General features: G+C 72.6%; 19 protein-coding genes, 1 tRNA gene and 2 pseudogenes. 9 read left to right on the forward strand and 13 right to left on the reverse strand.

Annotated elements, in window-relative coordinates:
* Positions 1-4 precede the first annotated feature (4 nt).
* Positions 5-874 (reverse strand): universal stress protein, encoded by an 870-nt coding sequence (locus CTZ28_RS13710; RefSeq protein WP_121889637.1) that lies wholly within the window; start codon positions 872-874, stop codon positions 5-7.
* 286 nt (positions 875-1,160) lie between these two features.
* Between CTZ28_RS13710 and CTZ28_RS13715 the strand changes: the two genes are divergently transcribed.
* Positions 1,161-1,859, forward strand: coding sequence for a CBS domain-containing protein (locus tag CTZ28_RS13715; protein ID WP_121889638.1), 699 nt, complete (start codon positions 1,161-1,163; stop codon positions 1,857-1,859).
* Between the two features lie 118 nt (positions 1,860-1,977).
* Here CTZ28_RS13715 and CTZ28_RS13720 read toward each other — a convergent pair whose 3' ends face one another.
* The 4 genes and pseudogenes from CTZ28_RS13720 to CTZ28_RS49515 form a co-directional block, all read right to left on the reverse strand.
* The gene (locus CTZ28_RS13720; protein ID WP_121889845.1) at positions 1,978-3,531 is read right to left on the reverse strand and encodes an MDR family MFS transporter; all 1,554 of its coding nucleotides are present in this window, start codon (positions 3,529-3,531) and stop codon (positions 1,978-1,980) included.
* 69 nt (positions 3,532-3,600) lie between these two features.
* Complete coding sequence (locus tag CTZ28_RS13725; protein ID WP_121889639.1) at positions 3,601-4,233, reverse strand: TetR/AcrR family transcriptional regulator; 633 nt, start codon at positions 4,231-4,233, stop codon at positions 3,601-3,603.
* Between the two features lie 307 nt (positions 4,234-4,540).
* The gene (locus tag CTZ28_RS48205; RefSeq protein ID WP_259471592.1) at positions 4,541-5,053 is read right to left on the reverse strand and encodes a hypothetical protein; all 513 of its coding nucleotides are present in this window, start codon (positions 5,051-5,053) and stop codon (positions 4,541-4,543) included.
* Between the two features lie 83 nt (positions 5,054-5,136).
* A pseudogene (locus CTZ28_RS49515) lies at positions 5,137-5,676 on the reverse strand (family 43 glycosylhydrolase); the annotation flags it as partial.
* A gap of 476 nt (positions 5,677-6,152) precedes the next feature.
* Between CTZ28_RS49515 and CTZ28_RS13740 the strand changes: the two are divergent.
* Together CTZ28_RS13740 and CTZ28_RS13745 are read left to right on the forward strand one after the other, a co-directional pair.
* On the forward strand, positions 6,153-7,079 hold the full coding sequence (locus tag CTZ28_RS13740) for an agmatinase family protein (protein WP_121889642.1): 927 nt from the start codon (positions 6,153-6,155) through the stop codon (positions 7,077-7,079).
* Positions 7,076-8,542, forward strand: a complete 1,467-nt coding sequence (locus CTZ28_RS13745) for a sodium:solute symporter family transporter (protein WP_121889643.1) — start codon at positions 7,076-7,078, stop codon at positions 8,540-8,542. Before CTZ28_RS13740 ends, CTZ28_RS13745 begins: the two co-directional genes overlap by 4 nt.
* Here CTZ28_RS13745 and CTZ28_RS13750 read toward each other — a convergent pair.
* A complete protein-coding gene (locus CTZ28_RS13750) occupies positions 8,512-10,032 on the reverse strand; it encodes a PucR family transcriptional regulator (RefSeq protein ID WP_183154387.1) in 1,521 nt (506 codons plus the stop codon). The genes CTZ28_RS13745 and CTZ28_RS13750 overlap by 31 nt on opposite strands.
* Positions 10,033-10,243: 211 nt before the next feature.
* Between CTZ28_RS13750 and CTZ28_RS13755 the strand changes: the two genes are divergently transcribed.
* The 3 genes from CTZ28_RS13755 (at position 10,244) to fdh (ending at position 15,626) form a co-directional block, all read left to right on the forward strand.
* A complete protein-coding gene (locus tag CTZ28_RS13755; protein WP_121889645.1) occupies positions 10,244-11,263 on the forward strand; it encodes a 4Fe-4S dicluster domain-containing protein in 1,020 nt (339 codons plus the stop codon).
* Positions 11,260-12,276: an NrfD/PsrC family molybdoenzyme membrane anchor subunit gene (gene nrfD, locus CTZ28_RS13760; protein WP_183154388.1), complete on the forward strand. Its 1,017-nt coding sequence runs from the start codon at positions 11,260-11,262 to the stop codon at positions 12,274-12,276. The genes CTZ28_RS13755 and nrfD overlap by 4 nt, the downstream gene beginning before the upstream one ends.
* Before the next feature lie 89 nt (positions 12,277-12,365).
* On the forward strand, positions 12,366-15,626 hold the full coding sequence (fdh, locus tag CTZ28_RS13770) for a formate dehydrogenase (RefSeq protein ID WP_259471593.1): 3,261 nt from the start codon (positions 12,366-12,368) through the stop codon (positions 15,624-15,626).
* Positions 15,627-15,638: 12 nt separating this feature from the next.
* On the opposite strand, the gene selD is transcribed toward fdh, so the two are convergent.
* A complete protein-coding gene (gene selD / locus CTZ28_RS13775) occupies positions 15,639-16,664 on the reverse strand; it encodes a selenide, water dikinase SelD (protein WP_121889648.1) in 1,026 nt (341 codons plus the stop codon).
* Positions 16,665-16,698: 34 nt separating this feature from the next.
* Here selD and CTZ28_RS47000 point away from each other — a divergent pair.
* A tRNA-Sec gene (locus tag CTZ28_RS47000) sits at positions 16,699-16,792 on the forward strand.
* Between the two features lie 34 nt (positions 16,793-16,826).
* Here the strand turns inward: CTZ28_RS47000 and CTZ28_RS13780 are convergent.
* Positions 16,827-18,575 (reverse strand): annotated as a pseudogene (locus CTZ28_RS13780) (SelB domain-containing protein); the annotation flags it as partial.
* Between the two features lie 5 nt (positions 18,576-18,580).
* Positions 18,581-19,891, reverse strand: a complete 1,311-nt coding sequence (selA, locus tag CTZ28_RS13785; RefSeq protein WP_121889650.1) for an L-seryl-tRNA(Sec) selenium transferase — start codon at positions 19,889-19,891, stop codon at positions 18,581-18,583.
* Between the two features lie 338 nt (positions 19,892-20,229).
* Between selA and CTZ28_RS13795 the strand changes: the two genes are divergently transcribed.
* Positions 20,230-20,655: a CBS domain-containing protein gene (locus CTZ28_RS13795; protein ID WP_121889652.1), complete on the forward strand. Its 426-nt coding sequence runs from the start codon at positions 20,230-20,232 to the stop codon at positions 20,653-20,655.
* 10 nt (positions 20,656-20,665) lie between these two features.
* Positions 20,666-21,001: a DUF6343 family protein gene (locus CTZ28_RS13800; RefSeq protein ID WP_183154390.1), complete on the forward strand. Its 336-nt coding sequence runs from the start codon at positions 20,666-20,668 to the stop codon at positions 20,999-21,001.
* 24 nt (positions 21,002-21,025) lie between these two features.
* Here the strand turns inward: CTZ28_RS13800 and CTZ28_RS13805 are convergent, their stop codons facing one another.
* From CTZ28_RS13805 to CTZ28_RS13825, 4 genes are all read right to left on the reverse strand, one after another.
* Positions 21,026-21,322, reverse strand: coding sequence for a hypothetical protein (locus tag CTZ28_RS13805; RefSeq protein ID WP_259471594.1), 297 nt, complete (start codon positions 21,320-21,322; stop codon positions 21,026-21,028).
* A 325-nt stretch (positions 21,323-21,647) separates the two neighbouring features.
* A complete protein-coding gene (locus tag CTZ28_RS13810; RefSeq protein WP_121889654.1) occupies positions 21,648-23,078 on the reverse strand; it encodes a Gfo/Idh/MocA family protein in 1,431 nt (476 codons plus the stop codon).
* Positions 23,079-23,300: 222 nt separating this feature from the next.
* The gene (locus tag CTZ28_RS13815; protein ID WP_183154391.1) at positions 23,301-24,719 is read right to left on the reverse strand and encodes a lamin tail domain-containing protein; all 1,419 of its coding nucleotides are present in this window, start codon (positions 24,717-24,719) and stop codon (positions 23,301-23,303) included.
* A gap of 408 nt (positions 24,720-25,127) precedes the next feature.
* Positions 25,128-25,769 carry a TetR/AcrR family transcriptional regulator gene (locus CTZ28_RS13825; protein ID WP_121889656.1) on the reverse strand — a complete coding sequence of 214 codons (642 nt, stop codon included), beginning with the start codon at positions 25,767-25,769 and terminating at the stop codon, positions 25,128-25,130.
* Between the last annotated feature and the right edge of the window lie 80 nt (positions 25,770-25,849).

Raw genomic sequence — 25,849 nt, forward strand, 5'->3', positions numbered from 1 at the left:
CTGTCTACGACCGTTGCGGCACGACCGCGACCGGGCACTGTGCGTGGTGCAGCAGCGTGTGGTTCGCCCGGCCGAGCTGGAGCCCGAAGTGGCCTGCTGTCCGGCGCCGCGCCCCGACGATCGCGAGATCGGCGGCTGCCGACCGGTCCACGAGGGCCTTGCCCGTCGGTCCCTCGGGCGCCGCACGGCGGACGCGGACGCCCGGGTGGTCGCTGATCGCGTCCGCGAGCGCCGCGTCGAACACGGCGGAGACCCGTTCCTCGGCGTCGCGTGCCGATTCCCCGGGACCGCGGGTCGTGTCGCGGGCGGGGGTGCGCCACGCACGGACCACATCGAGGACGCACCCGCGCGCCTCGGCCTCTCGGAAGGCGAACCGCACGGCTTCGGGCGTCGTCTCGGCGTCTCCCAGACCGAGCAGGATCCGCTCGTGCGTCCCCGCGACGCCCGCGCGGTCACCGCGGACCACGATCACCGGGCAGGGGGCCCGGGCCGCCACGGCGAGACCGACCGACCCGAGCAGCATCCCCGTGAGCTGACCACGGCCACGCGATCCGGTGACGAGCGCGAACGCTCCGTCGCCGGCCCGGACGAGGGCGGCAGCGGCATCCTCCGGGAGGAGGTCGGTGGTGACCTTGACCTCGGGGTTGCGCCGTTCGGCGCGTTCGGCCGCGGAGGCCACGATGTGCTCGGCCAGCACCCGCTCGGAGGGGCGCCCCGAGCCGGCCGGGGCCAGCGCACCCTCGTAGTGCTCCCAGAGGGAGGCATGGATCAACCTGAGGGGAACGCCGTGGCGGGACGCCTCGTCCACCGCCCAGTCGAGCGCGAGCAGAGACGAGTCCGATCCGTCCACGCCCACGACCAGAGGGAGTGTCATCTTCCCCACCGCCTTTCGGGGACGCCGGGTTCTGCGGCACCGGGTTCTGTGGCACCGGGTTCTGTGGCACATGGGGCCGACTTCACCGTCGCATCCCGTCCCGGAGCGGCACGAGGGCCCTTCGACCCCTTCGGAGGGCCTTCGGCCCCACCCCGGCACCGTCCGGGCCCGGGGAGGGTGCGGGAGTCTCGCGGTCCCCCGGTTTGGACCACCCGGCCCTTACCGTCCGGGGCGTTCTGACCGAGCCTGGACCGTGGGGGACGTCCGAGCACCCCGGGAGGTCGAGATGACCGGCCGTCGCTATGCCGTCAGTGATGTGATGACCAGCAAGGTCGTTGCCGTGCGGGTCAAGGCTTCCTTCAAGGACATCGTGCGGACCCTGCGCCAGTGGCAGGTGACGGCGCTGCCGGTGCTGGACGACGAGCGACGGGTCGTCGGCATCGTCTCCGAGGCCGATCTGCTGCCGAAGGAGGAGGCCAGGGACGGCAGTCCGGCGTCCGTCACCGCGGGGGACGGCTCGGCCGCGGCCAAGGCGACGGCGGTCACCGCCGACCAGTTGATGACCGCGCCCGCCGTCACCGTGGCCGGGAGCGCGACGCTGGCGCTGGCCGCCCGGACCATGGCCCGCAACCGGATCAAGCGGCTGCCCGTCGTGGACGCCGCCGGTGTGCTCACGGGCATCGTCAGCCGGTCCGACCTGCTCAAGGTGTTCCTGCGGGACGACGAGGAGATCGCCGAGGAGGTGCGCAGGGACGTCCTCGACCGGCTGTTCGTCGCCCCGTCCGAACCGCTGCGGGTCGAGGTGCACGACGGCGTCGTGACGGTCACCGGCCGTGTCCGGGACACCACACTCGTACCCGTCGTGGCACGGCTGGTGCGGGGCGTCGAGGGAGTGGTGGACGTCGACTGCGCGCTCATGGGACCGCTGCGCCACCCGGACCTCGATCCGGACCTGCCGGACATCGCCGGTATGCCGCCGGCCTGACGCGCGCGCCTGCGCCGCCGGGCTGTCCGTCCGTACGGCCGAGCGGGGCGGGGCCCGAAGGCCGCCGCCCCGCCGGGCACAGAGCCGGTCCGGCTGCCCATGCGGGCGCGCGGAGCCGTCAGTGCGCGAGCCCGGACGACCTCTGTGTCTCCTCCTCGGCCCTGCGCTGCAACGCCGTGGTGGTCTTGAGCGGTGTCTCCTTCACGAACAGCACGGCGACCAGCGCGAGCACCGCGAAGGGGAGGGCCATCAGGAACAGATCGCCCGTGGCCACTCCGTAGGCGTGCTCGATCACACCCTTGATCGGCTCGGGCAGGGTGGTCATGTCCGGGACCGCCCCGTGGCCGCCTGCCGCGGCGCCTCCGCCGGCCTCGGCGGGCAGGCCCTTCATCCCCTTGGCGATCTCGTCGGCGACCCGGTTGGCCAGCAGGGCGCCGAGGACGCTGGTGCCGACGGTGCCGCCGAGGCTGCGGAAGAAGGAGAGCGTGGAGGTCGCGGCGCCCAACTCGTGCGCGGGGACGTCGTTCTGCGCCGCCAGCACGAGGTTCTGCATCAGCATGCCGACCCCGATGCCCAGGACGGCCATGTAGAGGCTGAGCAGCCCGAACTCGGTGTCGGAGTCCAGCAGGGACAGCAGGGCGAGGCCCACGCTCATCACGACGCCACCGGCGATCAGGAAGGCCTTCCAGCGTCCGGTACGGCTGATGATCTGTCCGGCCACGGTGGAGGAGACCAGCAGACCACCGATCATCGGCAGGCTCATCAGGCCCGCGACCGTGGGCGACTTGCCGAGTGCGACCTGGAAGTACTGGGCGAGGAACACCGACCCGGCGAACATCGCGAGACCGACGAAGAAGCTGGCCACCGTGGTGAGCGTGACGGTGCGGTTGCGGAAGACGGTGAGCGGGATGATCGGCTCGGCCGCCCGGGACTCCACGAAGACGGCCCCCGCCAGCAGCACCGCACCGGTGACGGTCAGCGCGGCGGTCTGCCAGGACGCCCAGGCGAACTCGTTGCCGGCGAGCGAGGTCCAGATCAGCAGGGCGCAGACGCCGGCCACGATGAGGAAGGCGCCCAGCCAGTCGATCCGCACCTCACGGCGCACGGTCGGCAGCCGCAGCGTCCGCTGCAGGATGACGATGGCGGCCAGGGCGAAGGGGACGCCGATGAAGAAGCACCAGCGCCAGCCCAGCCAGTCGGTGTCCACCAGCACGCCGCCGACCAGCGGTCCTGCGACCGTCCCGACGGCGAACACCGCGCCGAAGATGCCTCCGTAGCGGCCGAGGTCACGCGGCGGGATGATCGCGGCCATGACGACCTGGGCGAGCGCGGTGAGACCGCCCGCGCCGATGCCCTGGATGACACGGCTCACGATCAGCAGGCCGACGCCCTGGGAGAAGCCGGCCACCAGGGAGCCGACGACGAAGAGACTGAGGGACAGCTGGAGCAGCAGCTTCTGGTCGAACAGGTCGGAGAGCTTGCCCCACAGCGGCACGGTGGCCGTCATCGCGAGCAGCTCGGCGGTGACCACCCAGGTGTAGGAGGACTGGCTGGCTCCGAGGTCGGCGATGATCCGGGGCAGTGCGTTGGAGACGACGGTTCCGGCCAGAATGGCCACGAACATGCCGGCCATCAGCCCGGACATCGCCTGAAGTATCTGACGGGACTGCATCTGGGCAGGGGGCGCCTCGGCGCTCACAGCACTCACTGGGGATCCTTCGAAGGACGGAAAGAAATCGGTTCAGGACTCGTCGACCGGGCGGACGAACCCCGCGGCGAGCTGATCGAAGACCTGGTGGAAGACGTCGAGGAACGTGGCGCCGCCGTCGTGTTCGTACCAGTGCGTCATGGCGACGCGGGTCGCCGCGGCACTGAGCGAGGCGAGCAGGCCGGCGTACAGCTCGGCCCGGGGACCGGTCTCGCCCTGCGCACGAAGCCGTACCGTGAACGCCTCGGCGAGCGCCCGTTCCTCCTCCGCCTGCAGGGACAGCAGCCGGGAGGTGAGTTCGGGGGAACGGGAGAGCACCACGGCGACCAGTGACCACAGTTCGCGGTCCAGCTCCAGGCCGGCGATCTGTTCGGCGATGACCTCGCGCAGCACGTCCAGGCCGGAGCGCTCGGCCGGAGCTTCGCGCACCGCCTGCCGGATCCGCTCCCCCACCTCCGGATCGGACATGACGAACGCGTCTTCACGGCACTTGAAGTAGTTGAAGAACGTCCGCGGCGAGACCCCGGCTCGCTCACTGATCGCCTCGACCGTCACCTGCTGCGCGCCGTGCTCCGCGGCAAGCCGTATCGCGGCCTCGAACAGGGCGTGCCGGGTCGCTCTCTTCTTCTGCTCACGCAGCCCGACGGGGCGCTCCCGCTTCTCCATATCTTGCACACTACTGAAAAAATGCAGAGGCATGCAAAATAGCCCGGCGGCGCCTGTGGTTCGGAGGGCGGGCAGCCATGACGTGATGGCGTCCGTGAGCCTCGCCGGCTCGGACCGCCCGTGTCTCCCCGGCCCGCTTCACCCGCACCTTCCGAGCGAGCCGCTCCCCGAGGGCGTACCGCAAGGAGACGGCGGCCGTCCACGTCCCCGTTCACCCCCAACGCCAGATCCCGCTGTCTCATCTTCAGCACGAGAAACCCACCGAGCCCCGTGCGGGACCCCCCGCTCACGTGCGGGGCTTGGTCTGTCAGGTTCGGGGGTCGGCGCGGGCCGTGACCGAGACGTCGGTGAATTTCGCGCGGCCGGTGCTCGTGGTGGTGTGGAGGCCGACGAAACCGGCGGCCGGAATCAGGGTGGGGTCGACTGCGGACACGACGAGCCGGTCGCCGTCGTAGAGGTCGAGCCGCGAGCCGTTGAGGGCGAATGTCAGCCGGCGTGCCTCGCCGGGCCTGACGTCGGAGGCGTTGCCGGCACCGGCGAGTCCGGTGTTCACGCCGTCGGCCATCAGGCCGATGGCGTACTCGTTCCCCCAGGACGCGATGCCGGCGTAGTAGTAGCTGTCGCGATCGGTGAAACGCGCGAGCAGGACGTTGTCACGGTCGGGGACACCCTCGCTGATGGGTGTGACCGACGCCGACACCGTGTGGTCCGGAGCATCGATCCGCACATTGCCCTGGAGGGTCTGGCCATGGCCGTCCAGAGCGTTTCCCAGGGACACCGCGTATCCGTCACGCACCTCGAACGACGCGCCGTCGGGCACCTGCCAGTCCTCTTCCAGAAGTGTGCGGTCGCGTCGTATATGAGGGAGGAGTTGTAGATCCAGCGGTCCTCCCAGGGCATGGTCGAGGTGAGCACGACGCCGTGCTTCTCCCAGGGGCCCGCCGGGTCGTCGGCCGTCGCGTAGTGGATCTGTCCGTTCCCGTCGCCCGCCACGCCGAAGTAGGTCATGTGCCACCGGCCGTCCCGGTGGACGACGCTGGGCTGGTTGAGCGCGTTGCTCTCGGAGGGCAGGGTGGGCGTCAGCACCGGTTCGGCGGCCTTCGTCCAGTGCACACCGTCGTCGCTGGTCGCGTAGCCCACGGCGTGCAGCGACCCGTACCACATCTTGAACAGCGGTCCCCCACCCTCGCCGTAGACGAGGCAGGGATCCTGTAACAGAGAGCTCTCCCAGGGCAGGGAACGGCTCATGATCACGCCGCGCCGTTCCCAGCCGGCGATCGCGGCGAAGTCGTCGCGGAACACGACCTTCTCGCCGGGGCGTCGGCGCGGGGCCGCCGCCGCCCGGGGCACGGGTCCGGCGAGTGTGCCCAGCAGCGCTCCCCCGGTGACGGCTCCGGCTCCCCGGACGAGAAAGCCGCGTCTGCCCGACCTCGTTGGTGTCATCCCTCATGGCGTCTCTCCTCACCGCGATGTCGTCGCCCGCTACGGCCGTACGGCGCCGAGGCCGCCCTGACGCAGGGGTCGACGGCGTCCTGGCGGCCCGGTTGTGTGTAGTCGCCCCTCCATGTGCCGGTCAAGGCTCGTGCGGCTGCGAGAAACATGTGGTGCCGGCCTTCCCCCACCGCCGCCCCTTCGCCATGCCGCGCCTCCACCCCGGCCGCGCCGACGATCAGGTGCTTCACCTGATGGTCGACACATATTCATGCATTTCGACCGTCTTGTACGTGTGGGTGTCGCCTCCGTGGTGCCGTCCATGGCCACTTGGGCCGGTGACGGGTTCCCTGATTCGACATCCGGGCCGGGGATGCCCGCGGGATGCGGCGAGGACGATCTGTGGCCAACCGACGTACCGTGCTCGGTGGCGTTCGCGACGTGGCGAAGCAGCACTCGCTGCATGCCACGAGTGCGTGAGGAGCCAGATGACCGCCCGACCCCTGCCCCGGACCGACCGCCGTTTCACCCTGCTCGGCGCGCCCTACGACGGCGCCGCCACGCTCGGCTGGCCCGGCAGCCGCTACGCCCCCGCCCGGATCCGTGCCGCGATGGCCTGGATCCTGCAACGCCGTGAGGACGGGCAGATCTACTGCCTCGACCACGCCACGCTCCACCCGTTCCCCGAAGACCTGCTGGTCGACGGCGGCGACGTGCACACCGTCGGCCACGACCTGGACGCCACACTCGACGCCGCCCGCGCCGGCGTGGCGGACACCCTCGCCGCCGGGCGCACACCCGTGCTGCTGGGCGGCGACGACTGCCTGCTGTATCCGGCCGCACGAGGGCTCGCGGAATCCACCCCGGGCACGGTCGCCGTCATCCACCTCGACGCTCATCTCGATCTCCTCGACGAGAACGAGCAGCAGGGCCGGTACAGCCATTCGTCCGGGATGCGCCGGGCGAGCGAGCTGGCGAACGTCGACGTCTCCGCGAGCGTCCAGCTCGCCTCCCGGCACTTCAACTTCCCGTCGTCGCTCGCCTTCCGGGAGAAGGCGGGACTGCGCAACATCCCGGCGGCCGAGATCCACCGGCGCGGCACCGAGGCCGTGGCCGCCGACGTACTCGCCCACGTCGCCGCCGCGGACCGCGTCCTGCTGGCCTTCGACATCGACTGCATCGACCCCGCGCACGCTCCGGGCGCCGGTGCCCACGAGCCCGGCGGCCTCACCTCCCACCAGGCCCTCGACCTGGTGCAGCGGCTGGCCCCGTACACCGACGCCATGGTGCTCACCGAGGTCAACCCGCTCACCGACGCGAACGACCGGACCGCCAACCTGGCCGCCTACCTCGTCGCGCACTTCGTCGTCCACGGCGGGCTCGCCGCCCCATCCCACGAAGGGGCGCCAGCATGATCGACAAGCTCATCATCCTTCTGTACCTGCTGCTGATGGTCGGGGCCGGCTACCTCGGCATGCGCCGCAGCCGCACCTCCGAGGACTTCACGGTCGCCGGGCGGCGCCTCGGCCCGTTCATGTACACCTCGGCCATGAGCACCGTGGTACTGGGCGCGGCGTCCACCGTCGGCGGCGTCAGCCTCGGCTATCAGTACGGGATCTCCGGGATGGTGCTGGTGCTCTCGCTCGCGATCGGCATCGCCGCCATCGGCGTGTTCTTCGCGGGCACCCTCTTCCGCAGCGGCGTCTACACGGTGCCCGACGCGATGAGCCGGCGCTTCGGCGGCCCGTCGCGCACACTCAGCTCGGTCATCGTCGTCTTCTACACACTGATGGTCGGCGTGGGCCAGATCATCGGCATCGGCACGGTGCTGACCGTGGTCTTCGGCGTCTCCCCCGGTACGGCGGCCTTCATCGGCTGGGCCACGATCATGCTGTACAGCGTCGCCGGCGGTATGTGGTCGATCACCCTCACCGACGTGGTGCAGTTCCTCGTCAAGACGCTGGGTGTCTTCGTGGTCCTGCTGCCGCTCGTGATCCACCGGGCGGGCGGCCTCCCGCACATACGGGACAGTCTGCCCGCCGACTTCTTCTCGCCCACCGGCATCGGGGTCGGCACCATCGGCGCCTACTTCCTGCTCTTCTTCTTCGGGTTCCTCATCGACCAGGGCAACTGGCAGCGGCTGCTGACCGCGCGCTCCGAGCGGGTCGCCCGCTGGGGCGCCGTCGTCTCCGGTCTCTACTGCGCGCTGTACGGCCTGGCCGGCGCCCTGATCGGCACGGCGGGCCGGGTGCTGCTGCCGCACCTGGCCAACCCGGACGACGCCTACGCCCGGATCGCCGCGCTCGTCCTGCCCGTCGGGCTGTTCGGTCTGGTGGTGGCCGCCGCCCTCGCCGCGTCGATGTCCACCGCGAGCGGCCTGCTGATCGGGGCGTCCACGGTGCTCACCAACGACGTGCTGCGCCCGCTCGGCGGCACCCGGCTGAGCAGTGTGCGCGCCAACCGGATCGCGCTGTTCGCGGTGGGCCTGGTGGCGCTCGCCGTGTCGTACGCCGTCGACAGCGTGGTCGGCGCGGTGACGGTGGCGGCCGATCTGCTGGCGGCGGCGCTGCTGGTGCCCGTCGTCGGCGCGATGTTCTGGCGGCGCTCCACGACGCCGGCGGCCATCGGTTCGGTGCTGGCCGGCTCGGTGGTGTGTGTGGCCTTCATGGCGGTCTCCGGGCTCTATGCGAACGAGCCCGTCATGTACGGGATGGCGGCGGCCCTCGTCGTCTTCGTGGCCGTGAGCCTGGTCACCCGGCCCGATCCGGCCGTCGCCGGTCTGGCCTTCGAGGAGCTGCCGGACCGAGCCGCGGCACCGTCGGCGACGGACGAACGGCCGGCGGCGGCTCAGCCGGTGCCGTCCTCCCGGAGTGCGTGAGCGGCCAGCGCCAGGGCCAGTTCGAGCCGTACGTACGACGCGTCGAGGTCACGGCCGAGCACCTGCCGCACCACTGTGAGCCGGTGGTGCAGGGTGTGCCGGTGAATGCCCAGCTCCGCCGAGGCCCGCGCCACGGAGCCGTTGTGGTCGAGGAAGGCCCGCACCGTCGCGATCAGCGGGACACCGCGGTCGGCCTCGGCGCGGCGGAGCGGGTCGATCAGCCGGGTGACGAGCAGCTCGGGCACCGACTGCTCGGCGGAGGCCAGCAGCAGCTCGATCGCGCCGAGTTCGCGGACGGAGGTGACGGCTCGGCCCTCCGTGCGGCCGATCGCGAGTGCCTGCCTGGCCTGGCGCACCCCTTGCGCCAGGCCATGGGCCGGCACCGGCTCGCTCACCCCGGCGGGCCCGGGGCACACCTGGCCGAGTGGTGAGCCGGGGTCCCGCAGGAGGGCGAGCAACGGCTCGGGGCGGGAGGTCAGCAGCACCGTCTCGCCGGTGTCCACGGTGACGGCGAGCACCGGGTGCGCGTAGTCGGTGAGCACGAGGTGCACGTCCGCGCCGGTCGCGGGGCGCGGGTCGGGGTGTACGACGACGACCGTGATGTCGCCGGGGTCGATCCCCCAAGCCGCGACCAGCCGGGTGGCCGCTCCGGGATCCGCCTCGTCCCGCAGCGCCTCGCGCAGTGTGTCGGCGTCGGCCCGCCGCGCCTCGGCCCGCGCTCTGCGACGCTGTTCGAGGTCGTAGGTGATCAAGGAGGCGGCCGCCGCCGCGACCGTGTAGTCGGGGCGGGTGAACGGCTCGGCGCGCCACAGCAGCAGACGGCCGCGTACGGCGTCCGCGCCCAGGGTGTGGCCGACGAGATGCCCGGCGGAGTCGACGGCGGACAGCGACTGTCCGGCCCAGCCGGCATCGGCGGCGGTCCGCTCGGCGGTCCCGGCGGCGGACTGCGGCGCCACGGCGAGCACCTGTCCCGCCGGGTCGGTGACGGCCGCCCAGCCGCCGTACTCCCGCACCAGCTCGCGCGTCGCACCGTGCACCGCGCCCAGCTCCAGCGCCGCGGCCGTCAGCCGCGGATAGACGTGCAGGGCGCGCCGCAGGGCCGAGCGCTCCTCGCTCGCGATCCGGTCGGCGACCGCCTGGGACAGCGCCACGAACGGGGTGGCGTACGGCACCATGAGGACCGGCAGCCCGGTCTCCTCGCCGACCTCGACGACCTCCGACGGCACGTCGTCGTAGACGAGGTCGACGGCGATCCCGACGGCGGCCGCCCCGGTGTCGGCGAGTCTGCGCGCCGTCTCCGCCACGGAGTGCGGTCCCGGGTGTCCGACCCCGGTGATCAGGACCAGCGAGCCCTCCTCCAGCCACGGCGTGGGATCGGGCACCTCGCTCGCGTGCACCCAGCTGATGGCGCGGTCGAGCCCGGCCGTCCCCGCGGCCACGGCGAGACCGAACTCGCGCCGCGCGACGAGTTCACGCACGCTGAGCGGCATACGCGCTGTTCCTTCCCCGTCCGGACGCGCCGCCCGTTCCGGGCGGCCGCCTCGCAGCGTACGCCGCCGAGCGGGCCCCGGGTCCGCCCGGCCTTCCTCGTGGGAGGGCCCGTGGCGCGCGCCCGACGGGCAGGCGTGCCACGCTCGAGACAGAGCCGCAGCGCGGCGGGACAGGCCGGAGTGTGCGTGCCCTGGTCGAGGAGGGCGAGCCATGACCCACAGCGACGCCGGTCGGACACCTCGGCCGGAGCCTGACGAGACGCGCGGCAACCAGTTGTTCGGTCCCCAGCCGAACGTGGCGGGCGCCGCCGGCTACCCCGACGCCCCGCCGCGCATGGGCTTCTTCACGGACACCACCGTGTGCATCGGCTGCAAGGCGTGCGAAGTCGCCTGCAAGGAGTGGAACGCCGTACCGGAGGACGGCCTGGAGCTGACGGGCATGTCCTACGACAACACCCAGGGGCTCGGCGCCGACACCTGGCGGCACGTGGCCTTCATCGAGCAGCGGATACCGGCGGGCCGGGACTCCGCGGCCGGGCACCCGGACGTCGACGTCTTCGACGCCGCACGCGGCCTAGGCGGCTCCCCCGAGGCCACGGCACCGGCCACCGGCACCGCCGCCCTGGCCGGGCAGATCTCGCCCGTGTCCCCCGACGGCCGCACCGAGCTGCGCTGGCTGATGTCCTCGGACGTGTGCAAACACTGCACCCATGCCGCCTGCCTCGATGTGTGCCCCACCGGATCGCTGTTCCGCACCGAGTTCGGCACGGTCGTCGTCCAGCAGGACATCTGCAACGGCTGCGGCTACTGCGTGCCCGCCTGCCCCTACGGCGTCATCGACCAGCGCCGGGGCGACGGACGCGCCTGGAAGTGCACCCTGTGCTACGACCGGCTCGGGACCGGTCTGGAACCGGCCTGTGCCAAGGCCTGCCCGACCGACTCGATCCAGTTCGGCCCCCTGGACGAGCTGCGGGAGCGGGCGGCGGACCGGGTGGCGCGACTCCACGTGTCCGGTGTCACCGAGGCCCGTCTGTACGGGGAGAGCCCGGACGACGGGGTCGGCGGGGACGGCGCGTTCTTCCTGCTGCTGGACGAGCCGGAGGTCTACGGCCTGCCGCCCGACCCGGTCGTCACCACCCGGGACCTCCCGGACATGTGGCGGCACGCGGCCGTCGCCGCGGTCTCGCTCGCCGCGCTGGCCGTCGCCAGTTTCGTCAGGAGGCCACGATGACCGGATCCGATGTGCCCCGCGGCGGTGTGCGGGGCGCGGCGTTCGGCCGGGCCGCCGCCATGGCGCAGGCGGGGCGCCGCCGACGCCGCCGCGGACGCGGCGAGCAGGCCATGGTGCCCGAGGCGCAGTTCTCCTCGTACTACGGCAGGCCGATCCTGAAGAAGCCGGTCTGGGCGCCCCTCGACATCGCCGGGTATCTGTACCTCGGCGGGCTCTCCGGGGCCTCGTCGCTGCTGGCCGCCGGCGGGCACGTCACCGGGCGGCCCGCGCTGGCCAGGTCGGCGAAACTGGCCGCGGCGGGCGGCATCTCGCTGTCGCTGGTCGCGCTGGTGCACGATCTGGGCCGGCCGGTGCGCTTCCTCAACATGCTGCGTGTCTTCAAGCCGACGTCGCCGATGAACCTGGGGTCGTGGCTGCTGGCGGGCTACGTTCCGCTGACGATGGCCGCGGCCGCGAGTGACGTCGCCGGCCGCTACCGGCTCGTCGGCTCCGCCGCCACGGGGGCCGCGGCGCTGCTCGGCCCGGCGGTCACGACGTACACCGCCGTGCTGATCTCGGACACCGCGGTGCCCTCCTGGCACGAGGGCCACCGCGAGCTGCCGTTCGTGTTCGCCGGTTCGGGCGCCACCGCGGCGGCGGGGCTCGCGCTGGCCGCGGCCCCGGTCGCGCAGACCGGTCCCGCACGCCGGCTGGCGCTGCTCGGGGCGGCCCTGGAGCTGGGCGCGTTCCAGTTGATGAAGCGGCGCATGGGGCTGATGGCGGAGCCGTACGAGGAGGGCGGGCCGCGGGCGCTGCTGCGGTCGGCGGAGATCCTCGCGGCCGGCGGGGCGGCCCTCGCGGCGTTCGCGGGCCGCCGGCGCAGCCGGCCACTGGCCGCGGTGGCCGGGGCCGCCCTCCTGACCGGCTCGGCAGCCCTGCGCTTCGGCGTGTTCCACGCCGGGGTGGCCTCCGCCGAGGACCCGAAGTACACCGTCGTCCCGCAGCGCGAACGCCTGCGGGCCCCCACCGACTGACGGCGATCCACCGCACGATCGAAGATGCTGTCTGTGCCGTGCTGCGGGACAATCGTCCGAAGGAGCGGAAGCGGGCGGGAGGTGCATTCATGGGCGTGCGCACCTGGATCGATTCGTGGCCGGTGTACCGCCAGCTCAAGGGCACCGACCCGCTGGGCCGCGGCGCCGCCGCCAAGAGCGCGCGCAGCGCACGGCTCACCCCGCGCACCGCGAGCGCCGACCGCGTGGTGAAGTCGGTGTGCCCGTACTGCGCGGTGGGCTGCGGCCAGAACGTCTACGTCGAGGGCGGGCGGGTCACCCAGATCGAGGGCGACCCCGATTCCCCCGTCTCACGCGGCCGGCTGTGCCCCAAGGGCTCGGCGAGCCTCCAGCTGACCACCGGCGACGCCCGCGAGCACTATGTCCTCCACCGGCGCCCGTACGGCACCGAGTGGCAGCGGCTCGATCTCGACCGGGCCATGGACATGATCGCCGACCGGGTGATCGAGGCGCGGCGGGCCGGCTGGCAGTGGGAGGTCGACCGGGCCCGCACCCGGCGCACGCTCGGCTTCGCGAGCCTGGGCGGGGCCACGCTCGACAACGAAGAGAACTACCTGATCAAGAAGTTGTTCACCGCGCTCGGCGCCATCCAGATCGAGAACCAGGCGCGTATTTGACACTCCTCCACCGTTCCCGGTCTGGGAACCTCGTTCGGCCGCGGCGGCGCGACCACCTTCCAACAGGACCTGCAGAACTCCGACTGCATCGTCATCCAGGGCTCCAACATGGCCGAGTGCCACCCGGTCGGGTTCCAGTGGGTGACGGAGGCCAAGTCCCGCGGCGCGAAGGTGATCCACGTCGACCCGCGCTTCACCCGCACCAGCGCGCTGGCCGACCTGCATGTGCCGCTGCGGGCGGGCACGGACATCGTCTTCCTCGGCGGGATCATCAACTACGTTCTGGAGCACGACAAGTACTTCCGTGACTACGTGGTGGCGTACACCAACGCACCCGTGATGCTGCGGGAGGACTTCCGGGACACCGAGGACCTGGACGGCGTCTTCTCCGGACTCGACCCGGACAACCGCCGCTACGACAACGCCACTTGGCAGTACAAGGGCATGGAGATCCAGGCGGCCTCCGGCGAGCGCGAACGCTGGATCGAGGACCGCGCGGACGGCGGCCGGGCGGTGACCGAGGCCGCGCGCGGCGAGGCGCACGGAGCGGGCGGCGCGGACATCGGCGCGGGCGTGCCGGAACGGGACGAGACACTGAGCCACCCGCGCTGTGTGTTCCAGGTCCTCAAGCGGCACTACGCCCGGTACACACCGCAGATGGTGGAGCAGATCTGCGGCGTGCCGCAGGACGTCTTCCGCCAGGTGTGCGAACTGGTCACGGACAACTCGGGCCGGGACCGCACGACGGCCTTCGCGTACGCGGTCGGCTGGACCCAGCACACGGTAGGCGTGCAGTACATCCGCACGGCCGCCGTCCTCCAGCAACTGCTCGGCAACATCGGCCGGCCCGGCGGCGGCATCCTCGCCCTGCGCGGACACGCCTCCATCCAGGGTTCGACGGACATCCCCACCCTGTTCGACCTGCTGCCCGGCTACATCCCGATGCCGCACGCGCACCTGAACCAGGATCTGGACGCCTTCGTCGAGGCGGACTCCACGCGCAAGGGCTACTGGGGCAATATGCGCTCCTACCTGGTGAGTCTGCTCAAGGCGTACTGGGGCGAGGCCGCGACCGCCGAGAACGACTACTGCTTCGACTACCTGCCGCGGCTGACCGGCTCCCACTCCACCTACGAGACGACCATGGCCCAGCTGGAGGGCACCTGCAAGGGCTACTTCCTGTACGGCGAGAACCCGGCGGTCGGCAGCGCCAACGCCAAACTGCAGCGCCTTGGCATGGCCAACCTGGACTGGCTGGTCGTCCGGGACTTCTCCCTGATCGAGTCGGCCACCTGGTGGCAGGACGGCCCGGAGATCGAGACGGGCGAGCTGCGCACCGAGGACATCCGCACCGAGGTGTTCTTCCTGCCGGCCGCCGCGCACACCGAGAAGGACGGCAGTTTCACCAACACCCAGCGCCTGCTGCAGTGGCACCACCAGGCCGTCGAGCCGCCCGGCGAGGCCCGCAGCGACCTGTGGTTCACCTTCCATCTCGGCCGGCTGATCCGACGCAAGCTCGCCGGCTCGGCCGACCCGATGGACCGGCCGGTGCTCGATCTGACCTGGGACTACCCCACCAGGGGCGAACTCGCCGAGCCGGACGCGGAGGCCGTACTCGCCGAGATCAACGGCCGGGCCGCCGACGGCCACCCGCTCTCCTCGTACCAGCAGCTCCAGGACGACGGCTCCACCGCGTGCGGCTGCTGGATCTACTGCGGGGTGTATGCAGACGGCGTCAACCAGGCGGCTCGCCGCAAGCCGGGCGCGGAGCAGAACTGGGTGGCGGGCGAGTGGGCATGGGCCTGGCCGGCCAATCGCCGCATCCTGTACAACCGCGCCTCGGCCGACCCGGACGGCCGGCCGTGGAGCGAACGCAAGGCGCTGGTGTGGTGGGACGCGGAGCAGGCCCGGTGGGTGGGACACGACATCCCCGACTTCCCCCTGGGCACGCCCCCGCAGCACCAGGCGCCGCCGGACGCGACCGGCGCCGAGGCCCTGTCCGGCACGGACGCGTTCATCATGCAGGCCGACGGCAAGGCCTGGCTGTACGCGCCTTCGGGACTCACCGACGGCCCGCTTCCCGCGCACTACGAGCCGCAGGACTCCCCGTTCCGGAATCTGCTGTACGGCCGGCAGCGCAACCCCGTGCGGCATGTGATGCCACCGCTGCCCGACAACCGCTACCAGCCGAGCGCCGACGAACCGGGCGCGCAGGTGTTCCCCTACGTCGCCACCACCTACCGGCTCACCGAGCACCACACGGCGGGCGGCATGTCCCGCTGGCTGCCCTATCTCGCGGAGCTGCAACCGGAGTTCTTCTGCGAGGTCTCGCCCGAACTCGCGGCGGAACGCGGTCTTGCCCACACCGGCTGGGCGACGATCGTCAGCGCCCGCAATGTCATCGAGGCCCGCGTGCTGGTCACCGACCGGGTGCCGCCGCTGACCGTGCAGGGGCGGACCCTGCATCAGATCGGGCTGCCCTACCACTGGGGTCCGAACGGCTACAGCACGGGCGACGCCGCCAACGAACTGCTGCATCTGTCCCTCGACCCCAACACCCACATCCAGGAGGCCAAGGCGATCGCCGTCGACATCCGGCCCGGACGGCGCCCCCGGGGGCCGGCGGCCGTGCAGTTGGTGCGGGCCTACCAGGTGCGGGCCGGCATCGACGAGCACACCGGCACGGAGATGTGACCGGCACCGGATTCACCTGAGCACGAGGGTGTGCGGTCCGCCGGGCACGAGTTCCCCGATCACCGGCGCCCCGGGCACCTCACCGGCGACCAGCAGCCCGCCGGAGGTCTGGGCATCGGCGAGCAGCACACGGGTGTCGGCGTCGGTCGTGCCGAAGTCCGTGAAGGGCGCCACCCACTCCAGGTTGCGCCGGGTGCCGCCGCTGACGTACCCGTCCCGTACGGCCTCCCGTGCGCCGTCGAGGTACGGCACGCCGGCCGTGTCGATCACCGCGGTCACCCGCGAGGCCCGGGCCAGCTTGTGCAGATGGCCCAGCAGACCGAAACCGGTGATGTCGGTGGCGCAGGTCGCCCCGGCCGCCAGGGCGGCGGCCGATGCGTCCCGGTTGAGGGCCGTCATCGTGGCGACGGCCTGCTCGAAGCGTTCGCCGGTGGCCTTGTGCCGGTTGTTGAGCACGCCGAGACCGAGGGGTTTCGTCAGCGACAGCGGCATGCCGGGGCGGCCGGTGTCGTTGCGCAGCAGCCGTGCCGGGTCGGCGAGTCCGGTGACGGCCATGCCGTACTTGGGTTCGGGGTCGTCGACGCTGTGCCCGCCGCCCACATGGCAGCCGGCCTCGGTGGCGACCTGCAGCCCGCCGCGCAGCACCTCGCGGGCCAGCTCGAACGGCAGCACATCGCGTGGCCAGGCCAGCAGGTTGACGGCGAGGACGGGCCAGCCGCCCATCGCGTACACGTCGGACAGGGCGTTGGCCGCGGCGATCCGCCCCCAGTCGTACGGGTCGTCGACGACCGGGGTGAAGAAGTCGGCGGTGGACACCACGGCCTGTGCGGGGGTGTCGCCCTGCGTGGGCAGCGCGATGACGGCGGCGTCGTCGCCGGTGGCGAGGCCGACCAGGAGCGGTGTGCCGGCCGTGGCCGGCAGGGGTGCCGAGAGGACGCCGAGCACGTCCTCCAGCTCACCGGGCGGGATCTTGCAGGCACAGCCGCCACCGTGGGCGAACTGCGTGAGTCGTACGGATGCGTGGCGGGTTGTGGTCATATCGGTCTCCTGCGCGCGTAGCCTGGCGGTCGGTGGAGGCGTGTGGGTGCCTGGTGGCCCTCCCGGTCTTCAAAACCGAGGTGCCCGAGGATCTCGGGCAGGCGGGTTCGATTCCCGTCCGCCTCCGCTTGCCGTGCCGTTCCGGCAGCGCCGCCGCCGGTCGTCGATGCGCTCCGTGTACCCGTGGGCGTCCAGGTACTCCAGCAACGGCACGGCCACCCGGCGGGTGGTGCCCAGGGCCTGCCGGGCCTCGCTCAGTGTGAACGGCTGGGGCAGCCGGGCGAGCACGGCGGCGGCCCGGGCGTCCGCCCCGGGCAGCAGGACGATCCCTTCGCCGACCCGGAGCAGCGCGCCGGCGGTGACCGCGGCGGCCACCGTCCTGCCGGTCAGGCCCAGTTCGGTGAGGCGGTCGGCCTCGGGCGCGTGGAACGGTGCCGCCGCCAGCTCCCGCCCCACGGCGTCGACGGCCGCCCGGACGGCGGCCGGCAGGGTCGGGCCGGTGCTTTCGGAGCGGTACAGCCTGCCCTGACGGCAGGTGAGCGGACGGTCACCCGGCGCCTCGGCCAGGGCGTCCACCAGCGGCCGGTCGGGCAGGCCGAGCAGATGCCGGGCCGCCTCCGTGGGCAGCCCCGGATCCAGGGGATGCCGGTGCGCGTGGCGTTCCGCCTCGGTGGCCAGGCGCTCCCGCAGCCCGGCCCAGTGCGCCGGGTCGGCGAGCCAGTCCCCGGAGACCGGGGGGACCGGGGGCGGCACTCCCATGGCGAGCAGTTCCGCACGGCGGATCAGCCCGCGGCGGCGCAGCTCCGCCGCCCCGTCGGGCACACCGGTCATGGCGGCCAGTTGCTCCGCCCGGGCCCGGCCCGCGCCCCGCCGGGCCAGCAGCGGCGGGCGGACGTCGAGCACGGTCACCCCGCACGGCACCCGGCGGCCGCCCGGTTCGCGCAGCACCGCACGGTCGCCGACGCGCAGGGGCAGGGCCCGGTCCAGGGTCAGCCGGGCGGTGTCCTGGCCGAGCGGCCGGACGGCGACCGGGACGGCCGCGGTGCCGATGTGCAGGGTGACCGTCCGGGGCAGGTCGTCGACCGGTTCGCCGCCGACCCGGACGTCGACGAGGCCCGTGAGCAGCCAGCGCTCCGGTGCCAGCAGCACCTGACCGCGCCGCAGTCCCCCGGCCGCGGGACCGTGCACATTGATCGCGACCCGCGCCACCCCGCTGACGGCGGAGCGTTCCTCGTTCAGCGTCTGCAGGCCGCGGACCCGGAGCGAGACCGTCCCGTCGCCCGTCACCAGTCGGTCGCCCGCCCGGAGGGTGCCGGCCCCGAGCGTGCCGGTCACCACCGTGCCGTGCCCGCGCACCGTGAAAGCCCGGTCCAGCCACAGCCGTACGTCCGCGTCGGCGGGCGGGACCGGGAGCACGTCCGTCAACCGGGCCAGTGCTCCGCGCAGTTCGTCCAGCCCGGCACCGGTCACCGAGCTGACCGCGACGGACGGTACGGCGCCCAGCGAGGTGGCCGCCATCCGGTCCAGGGCGGCGGCCCGGACCGGCTCGGGGTCGGCCAGGTCGCTGCGGGTCACGGCGAGGACCGCGTGCCGCACGCCGAGCGCGTCGAGGATCGCCAGGTGCTCCTCGGACTGGGGCTGCCAGCCCTGGTCGGCGGCCACCACGAACAGCACCGCGGGCACGGGTCCGGCCCCGGCGAGCATGGTCGGGACGAACTTCTCGTGACCGGGCACGTCCACGAAGGCGATCTGCTCGCCGTCCGGGCGGAGCCGGGTCCACACGAATCCGAGGTCGAGGGTCAGCCCTCTGCGCCGCTCCTCCTCGAGACGGTCGGGTTCCATGCCGGTCAGCGCCCGTACGAGGGCGGACTTGCCGTGGTCGACGTGGCCGGCGGTGGCCAGGACGCGCATGCCCGCTACCCTCCCGCGGCCGACCGGACCGCTGCGGCCAGCCGTTCGTCGTCGGCGGGCGGCACCGCGCGCAGATCCAGCAGGCAGCGCCCCGCCTCCAGCCGTCCGACGACCGGAGTGGGTCCGGTGCGCAGCGCGGCGGCGCACGACTCCGGCAGGGACAGCGCGGCACTGGGCAGGGTCACCCCGGGCGCGCCGCCGCCGCCGACCGTCGCCGCGCTCTCGACGGACCGGACGTCGACGCCGTATCCGGCGAGGGCCGAGGCGAGCCGGTCGGCGCGGGCCCGGAGGACAGCCGGGTCGGCGGTCAGCGCCTCGGCGGTCGGGGTCGGCGGCCCGGTGAGCGTGGCCTCCAGGGCGGCCAGGGTCAGCTTGTCCACGCGCAGGGCGCGGGCCAGCGGATGCCGGGACAGCCTGCGGACGAGGTCCGCCTCGCCCAGGACGAGCCCGCACTGGGGTCCGCCGAGCAGTTTGTCCCCGCTGGCGGTCACCAGCGAGGCACCGGCCCGCAGCTGCGTCCCGGCGTCCGGCTCGTCGGGCAGCAGCGGGTGGGGGGCCAGCAGCCCGGAGCCGATGTCGACGACCACCGGGACGCCCAGCGGGGCCAGTTCCCCGACGCCGGCGCCGCGGGTGAAGCCGGTCATGCGGAAGTTCGAGGGGTGCACCTTCAGCACGAACCCCGTGCCCGGTCCGATCGCCGCGGCATAGTCGGCGGCGGTCGTGCGGTTGGTGGTGCCGACCTCGCGCAGCCGGGCACCGGTGGACACCAGGAGGTCCGGGAGCCGGAAACCGTCCCCGATCTCCACCATCTCCCCGCGGCTGATGACGATCTCCTTGCCGACGGCGAGCGCGGTGGCGGCCAGGACCAGGGCGGCGGCGCCATTGTTGACGACGTGTACCGCCGCCGCGGACGGCACCCGGTCGCGCAGGGCCCGCAACGCCGTACGTCCGCGCCGGGCCCGTACCCCGGTGGCCAGGTCCAGTTCCACGTCGGTGGGGCCCGATGCCTCCGCCACGGCCCGGCGTGCCGCCGCGGACAAGGCCGCCCGGCCGAGGTTGGTGTGCAGCAGGACCCCGGTCGCGTTGATCACCGCGCGCAGTCCGCCCGCCGTCTCCGGCAGGAGCGCGACGGCCGCGTCACCGATTCGTTCCGGCGGGATACGCCCGGTCCGCGCGCGCTCCTGCGCCTCCCGGACCGCGGCCTTGACGACGGACGTGCCCAACCGGCCGGCCGCCTCGGTCAGGCGCGGCTCCCGCAGGAGGGCGTCGGTGCGGGGGATCCTGCGCCGCGCGTCCCCGCCCGGGCCGCCGGACATCTCTTCGGGCCCGGGCACGGCGGCCCCGGCCCGGCCCTTCCCGGCCTCCTCCGATGCGATCCGCGGCTCCACGCGGCCCTGCCTCTCCACCCGCCTCCGGCTGTCCGAGATGTCCATCGTCTCCACGTGCCCGGGCCTGATCGCCCGACACGCCGAAGCGAGGGAGCCGAACACCCCGTTCCCGGGTTTCCGGTCACCGGACTGGTGAAACCCGTCGGCGTCGGCCCGCCGCCCCGGAGCGCGCCGCCCCGGGATTACCGCAAGGCCGGTTTGGCGTCGTCCGTGCTGGCTACGCGGCCGTTGACAGCACACCGCCGGACCGGGAGGTGGGACGCGACATGACACGGCAGATTCGCGAGGTGATGACCCCCGACACGGTCACCGTGGAACCGATGACCTCGCTGGAACGAGCCGCCGCGGCGATGCGCGAGCGGAACGTCGGGGACATCCTGGTGGCCTACGACTGCGACCTGTTCGGGGTCCTCACCGACCGCGACATCGTGGTCCGGGCCCTCGCGGCCGGCCTCGACCCGCACACCACGACCGTCGGCGCCGTGTGCACCCGGCCCCCGCTGGCCACCGTGACCCCCGAGGACACCACCGACCACGCGGCCGAGCTGATGCGTATGTACGCCGTACGCCGCCTGCCCGTCGTGGAGCGCGGCGGCTGCCCGGTCGGCATCGTCAGCCTGGGCGACCTGGCCACCAGCGACGACCCACGGTCCGCGCTGGCGGACATCAGCAGAGCCGAGCCGAACCGCTGAGGAGGCGACCATGAGCACCGAACCTCCCGCACGCCCCGAGTCACCGGCCCCGCGGGCGCGCTCCGGCACGCTCGGCCACGGCTCACCGCGGACCGGCGGCGAGCCCGTCACCGCGCGGAGCGCCGTGCGTCTGCGGCTGCTGCTGAGCTGGATCTTTCTGCCGGTGTTCATGGCGGCGGCGGCCTGCTTCGCCCTCTGGGCGGCCGGCTCAGGGCCCGGCGACAGCCCTGGCCGCGCCGTCCTGGTCACGATCGCCGCCATCTGCGCGATCATCGCTTTCCTGGCCGCCGTTGACCTCTCGGTCCTGGTCGGCCGGCTCCGCCGCGAGCGGGGCGCCGGTGACTGAGGACGGGGCCGGGGCGTCAGCCGGTCAGCGGGCCGGGGGTGGCGGTGCCACGTGGCCGGGCCCGCGGGTCCGGTGCAGACGTGCCGTCCGCCGACGGTGATGGGTGGCCCCGCCCGCCACGATGGCCAGGCCCAGGCAGAACAGCAGGGCCAGGGCGAGGCCGGAGCAGAAGATGCCGAGGGGGCCGAGCGTGGCGATGTGGTGGCCGAGTACCGACACCGCGTGGTCCGGACCGCCCGACAGATTGCCGACGATCGCGAGGGCGGTGAAGGCGGCCGTCGCCAGAATGAGGAGCAGTCCGAGGAACAGCATCTGATTCATCTCCTCAGGAAGACTTTCGCACCCGCCGAGTACCTGCAATCCGGCCGATTTACACCACGCCCCAGGGGCCGCGGCCGGGACCACCGATGGCACCCGGCGCGCGGTGTCCACCGCCGGCCGGCCTCGGGCGAACGGGCCGCACGACCGCATACGGCCGATCCGCGGTACGCGCCGGAGGTCGGTCTCCGTGACGGCTTCGACGAGCTGCGGTCCGTCTCCCCCGGTGTCACGGCTGCCCGGGGCACGCGCGGTCTCGGTGCGGAGCGAGCCGTTCGCCGGGCACCGTCCCCGCCGGCTGCGCTCACCCGCGCCCGGGTGGTGAGGGTCAGGCCACGGAGGGCATCGCAGAGGCCGGGGAGTCCAGGCCCGGGCGCCGGTTCACCCAGGCGCCCCGGGTGAAGTCGGGGATCTGCACCGGACGGCCGCCCGCCGCAAGGGACTTGACGCTCAGCGGCACCGGCGAGCACCACACGGCCGCGTCGTAGACGTCGATGTCGGGGACGAGACCGGCCCGCATCGACTGGACGGTGCGCCACTGCAGCACGTAGTCCATGCCGTCGTGGCCGCCGTTGTTGGCGGCGTCGTCGCCGATCGTCTTCCAGAGCCAGTGGTCGAACTCCTTGCGGTACGTGTCGAAGTCACGCCAGGAGTGCCCGCTGTGGTCGGGCTCGACGTAGATACGGCCGCCGGTCGCCGAGGTGCCCGCGTAGTCCTCGAAGATGCCACGGGTGCCGGCGAGGCTGTTGATCCGGCTGTACGGACGGGGTGAACTGACGTCGTGCTCGGCCCTGATGACCCGCCCCTTCGCGGTGTCGATCAGACAGGTGATCAGGTCACCGTTGATGTAGGTCTCCCGCCATGAAGGGTGGGACCTCGGGACGAACCGCTCGCGGTAGTCGGCGAGGCCCTTCGGCTCGGTCGCGGTGGCGCGCAGCACCGTCATGCGGTCACCGCGGTTGATGTCCATGGCGGCGGCGATCGGCGCGAGTCCGTGCATCGGATAGAAGGAGGCGGTGCTGCGGGTGTGCCACAGGCGGCGCCAGGAGTCGGTGTAGTACGTGTCGGAGAAGAGCAGTTCCCTGAGGTCGTGCAGATAGCCGCCGTGCCCGTTGGTGACATCGCCGAACAGGCCGTCGTGGGCCATCTTCAGCATCGCCAGCTCGTTGCGGCCGTAGGAGCAGTTCTCCGAGAGGATCAGATGGCGGCGGGTGCCCTCGGAGGTGTCGACGAGGTCCCACAGCTCGTCCAGCTCGGTGGCCACGGGGAGTTCGACGAGGGCGTGCTTGCCGGCCAGCAGCGCGGCCCTGCCGTGGCGGTGGTGGAACTCCCAGGGAGTGGCGATGTAGACGAGGTCGATGTCGTCGCGCCGCAGCATCCGGGTGTACGACTCCTGCGAGCCGCCGTACTCGGCGGGGCGCGGCTTGCCCTGTGAGACGAGCCGGTCGGCGGTCCGCCGCGCGCGGTCCGCGCGGATGTCGCAGACGGCGGTCACCGTGCAGCCGGGCACGGCCGCCCAGCCCTCGGTCATCGCCGAGCCACGGTTGCCGAGCCCGATCACGCCGACGCGGACGGTCCTGTAGACGCCGAAGGGCACGTTGATCATGGACTTCTGGCCCGGCCCGCGCCGCGGCGCAGGGGGTGTCGCCGCCGGGTCGTGGGCGGCCGCCTGTGCCGAACCGATACCGGCCGCCGTCGCTCCGGTGGCCAGGGCTCCTCCGATGAGCAACCGGCGTGAGACTGCGGGGATTTCGGGCATGGGGAACGCTCCTCAGGTCCGCGAATCAGCATCTCTGGCGGGGTCGACTCTGACGGGACAGGCGTGGCCATGTCAAGAGATGTTCATTAGAGGGTCGTTACGAACAAGAACAAGCATGTAACCCCGTTCATCGGGAGTGCCGAAGCCCCGCATCGGCTCCCGGCGGAAACGGCTGCGGCCCCGGCGGGAAGCCGGGGCCGCAGCCGTGGACGGGGTGCCGGTTCAGCAGGTGATGGTGCCCCTGCGCAGGGCGTGGCCGCTGTCGTTGTCGTCGTCGGCCCAGTAGACGGGCTTGGAGCCGCCCACGCACTCGTCGGCTCCGGCCACGGCGAAGCCTTCGTTGTTGAAGTTGGACATGCCGCTGGGGCGGTCGTGGACCGCGGTGGTGGCGAAGGCACCGGAGCCGTTGACCCGCATCGTCCGGTGCTGGCCGTCGCAGGTGTTGTCGCAGACCGCCCACAGCCGGGACGCCTGGGGCTCCCACTCCAGTTCCATCACGGCGGCCATGCCGCTGCTGAAGGACGCGACGCGGGTGAACGTGCCGGAGTCCTGGAGGACGTAGCCGTGGATCATGGCGGTGCCCTCGACGCCCACGAAGAACACGCCGCCGGTGTGGGCGCCGTAGCGGTTCGGGTCGTAGGCGGCGCCCGTCGATTCGTCCTTGAAGCCGGCGCCGGTCAGATAGGTGTCGGGGACCCAGGTGATCCCCTCGAAGCCGAGGTTGGAGTCCACGGACGGCAGGTCGGAGGTCAGGTTCCACTCCTTGGTGGCCGTCAGCGTGCCGCCGGTGCCGCTGACGTCGTACCGCAGGACGGACAGGCGGCTCGTCCCGGACGCGTCGCCGTTGCGCTCGCTCCCGACGAACACGCCGCCCGCGGAACCGGAACCGGTGAGGGTGACGCCCTCGCTGTCGGGGCTGCCGGAACCGCCGGGAAAGCGGAGGGTCTTGCCGGAGGTCCAGCCGTTGGCGGTGTCCGGCTTCCAGCCGCCGGAGCCGTTCGGCAGCAGCCGCCAGAGCTTGCCGGAGTTCTGCGCGCCCCACATGACGCCTCCCTCCTGGACAAGGCCGCTGAGGTCCTTGCCGAAGACGTTGGAGGCGTCGGCGGTCGTGACGGAGCCGCTGCCGGGCCAGGCCACCGGTGCGGTGCTGCCCCCGGCGCAGTGGTTCGCGGCGCCCAGGGTCAGGGGAGCCGCCCGGAAGTCGCCGGTGCCGTCGGGGCAGCGCGACCACGAGGGGTCGGAGTGCTTGCTCCAGCTGAAGCTGTCGACCAGGGTGGAACCGTCGGCAAGGTAGAGCCGCGCCTTGTCCGCGGAGCCGAGGCCGAACGAGCCGTGCACGTCGAAGGCCCGGAACGCTCCCGGGGCCAGTGTGGTCCCCGAACCGATCTTGTACTTCGAGCTGTTGTTGTCGTCCTTGAGGATCCAGTCCGACACGTCGACGGTGGCCGTGCCCTTGTTGTAGAGCTCGATCGAGTCGTTGACGTTTCCGGTCGTCACCACCTCGTTGATCCGGATGTCGTCCGCCGGGGCCGCTTGGGCCGGCGACGCCGTCAGCGTGCCCGCGGCCAGCGCGGGGCCGGCCACGGCGGCGAGCAGGAGAGCGAGGCGACGGCGCCACCCGGGCGCGCGTACTTCGGTCACGTTGTCCGTCCTCACAGGAGCGTTGTGAAAGGGCGCCACGAGGCTGCCCGCCAAGCCCGAACGGCCGCCTTCCGCCGGGTGGTTGCCACATGAACGAACCCCGAACCGGGGCACATCGCCGCCCACCGCCCCCTGATTGAAACCATGTGGGGCGGGCACATGAGTGCCGGTGCGGCTGCGGTGGGTGACATCATGTCCGTGCTGCGCTGGGCCGCGGCCGATCCCGGGGTGCCCACGGTGCTCACCGGCGAGCGGGGCGCGGCCCTCGTCGGGGTGAGCGGCCGACGGGGCGTCTTCCGGGTCACGCGCCTGTACCGGGCGTACCATGGCGGGATTTTCAACCAGGTGGTAGAAACGTGCGGACGGTGCCGGATCGGCAGGTGGGAGAGGGCATGGGGCAGCGGCGCGTCAACTTTGCCGCGACAGGGCCTGGTCCAGTGAAGTGGTCAGCACCTGCTGGAGAAAGAACCTCAGCGGGCTCACCAGATCCACTGCGTCGGGATTGGTCAGCCACTGGACCTGGAGCCCGTCCATGAGGGCGATGAAGCTGACGGCCGCAGTACGCGGGTCGACCCCCTCGCGCAGATGCCCGCCTTCGGCCATGGCGGAGAAGGCGGAGTGCATGTAGTCACGCGCGTCGCGGTAGTGCCGGGTGAAGTAGTCGTGCGCCGGATGCTCGGGCGTGATCGCCTCGGCCGCCAGACGGACGTACAGCTCGACGATGCCGGGGTGACGCGCGTTGTGGGCCGCGAGAGCGAGGAGGTGGCGTACGCCCCCGATGCCGACGGGTTCCCGGGGGAAGCCGCGGGCGTCGTCCTCCTCGTCGCGCCGCTCCAGCACGGCGGCGAGGAGCGCCTCCCGGTCGGGGAAGTAGTAGATCAGCGTCGCATGACTGATGCCCACCCGCTTCGCGATCGCCCGCAGCGATGCGCCGTGGTAACCGGCATCGGCGTACACGGACGCCGCCGCGGTGACGATCTCTTCACGACGCTGTCGGCCTTTGGCGTAGGCGGGGGTGGTGCCCGCCGTGCGGGTCTCGGCAGGGGTCATCCACCCATCATGCCCCAGCCCCGGCGGTGACCGGCTGTCGCGTCCCGCTGCCCTTCCCGTCCCGGATCCGCAGTTCAGCA

This window comes from Streptomyces shenzhenensis (assembly GCF_003688995.1).
Lineage (GTDB): Bacteria > Actinomycetota > Actinomycetes > Streptomycetales > Streptomycetaceae > Streptomyces > Streptomyces shenzhenensis_A.

Bases quoted from the DNA above. Each gene is read 5' to 3' on its own strand.
- CTZ28_RS13710 (WP_121889637.1), bottom strand. From the start codon at position 874: ATGACACTCCCTCTGGTCGTGGGCGTGGACGGATCGGACTCGTCTCTG.
- CTZ28_RS13715 (WP_121889638.1), top strand. From the start codon at position 1,161: ATGACCGGCCGTCGCTATGCCGTCAGTGATGTGATGACCAGCAAGGTC.
- CTZ28_RS13720 (WP_121889845.1), bottom strand. From the start codon at position 3,531: ATGCAGTCCCGTCAGATACTTCAGGCGATGTCCGGGCTGATGGCCGGC.
- CTZ28_RS13725 (WP_121889639.1), bottom strand. From the start codon at position 4,233: ATGGAGAAGCGGGAGCGCCCCGTCGGGCTGCGTGAGCAGAAGAAGAGA.
- CTZ28_RS13740 (WP_121889642.1), top strand. From the start codon at position 6,153: ATGACCGCCCGACCCCTGCCCCGGACCGACCGCCGTTTCACCCTGCTC.
- CTZ28_RS13745 (WP_121889643.1), top strand. From the start codon at position 7,076: ATGATCGACAAGCTCATCATCCTTCTGTACCTGCTGCTGATGGTCGGG.
- CTZ28_RS13750 (WP_183154387.1), bottom strand. From the start codon at position 10,032: ATGCCGCTCAGCGTGCGTGAACTCGTCGCGCGGCGCGAGTTCGGTCTC.
- CTZ28_RS13755 (WP_121889645.1), top strand. From the start codon at position 10,244: ATGACCCACAGCGACGCCGGTCGGACACCTCGGCCGGAGCCTGACGAG.
- nrfD (WP_183154388.1), top strand. From the start codon at position 11,260: ATGACCGGATCCGATGTGCCCCGCGGCGGTGTGCGGGGCGCGGCGTTC.
- selD (WP_121889648.1), bottom strand. From the start codon at position 16,664: ATGACCACAACCCGCCACGCATCCGTACGACTCACGCAGTTCGCCCAC.
- selA (WP_121889650.1), bottom strand. From the start codon at position 19,891: ATGTCCGGCGGCCCGGGCGGGGACGCGCGGCGCAGGATCCCCCGCACC.
- CTZ28_RS13795 (WP_121889652.1), top strand. From the start codon at position 20,230: ATGACACGGCAGATTCGCGAGGTGATGACCCCCGACACGGTCACCGTG.
- CTZ28_RS13800 (WP_183154390.1), top strand. From the start codon at position 20,666: ATGAGCACCGAACCTCCCGCACGCCCCGAGTCACCGGCCCCGCGGGCG.
- CTZ28_RS13805 (WP_259471594.1), bottom strand. From the start codon at position 21,322: ATGAATCAGATGCTGTTCCTCGGACTGCTCCTCATTCTGGCGACGGCC.
- CTZ28_RS13810 (WP_121889654.1), bottom strand. From the start codon at position 23,078: ATGCCCGAAATCCCCGCAGTCTCACGCCGGTTGCTCATCGGAGGAGCC.
- CTZ28_RS13825 (WP_121889656.1), bottom strand. From the start codon at position 25,769: ATGACCCCTGCCGAGACCCGCACGGCGGGCACCACCCCCGCCTACGCC.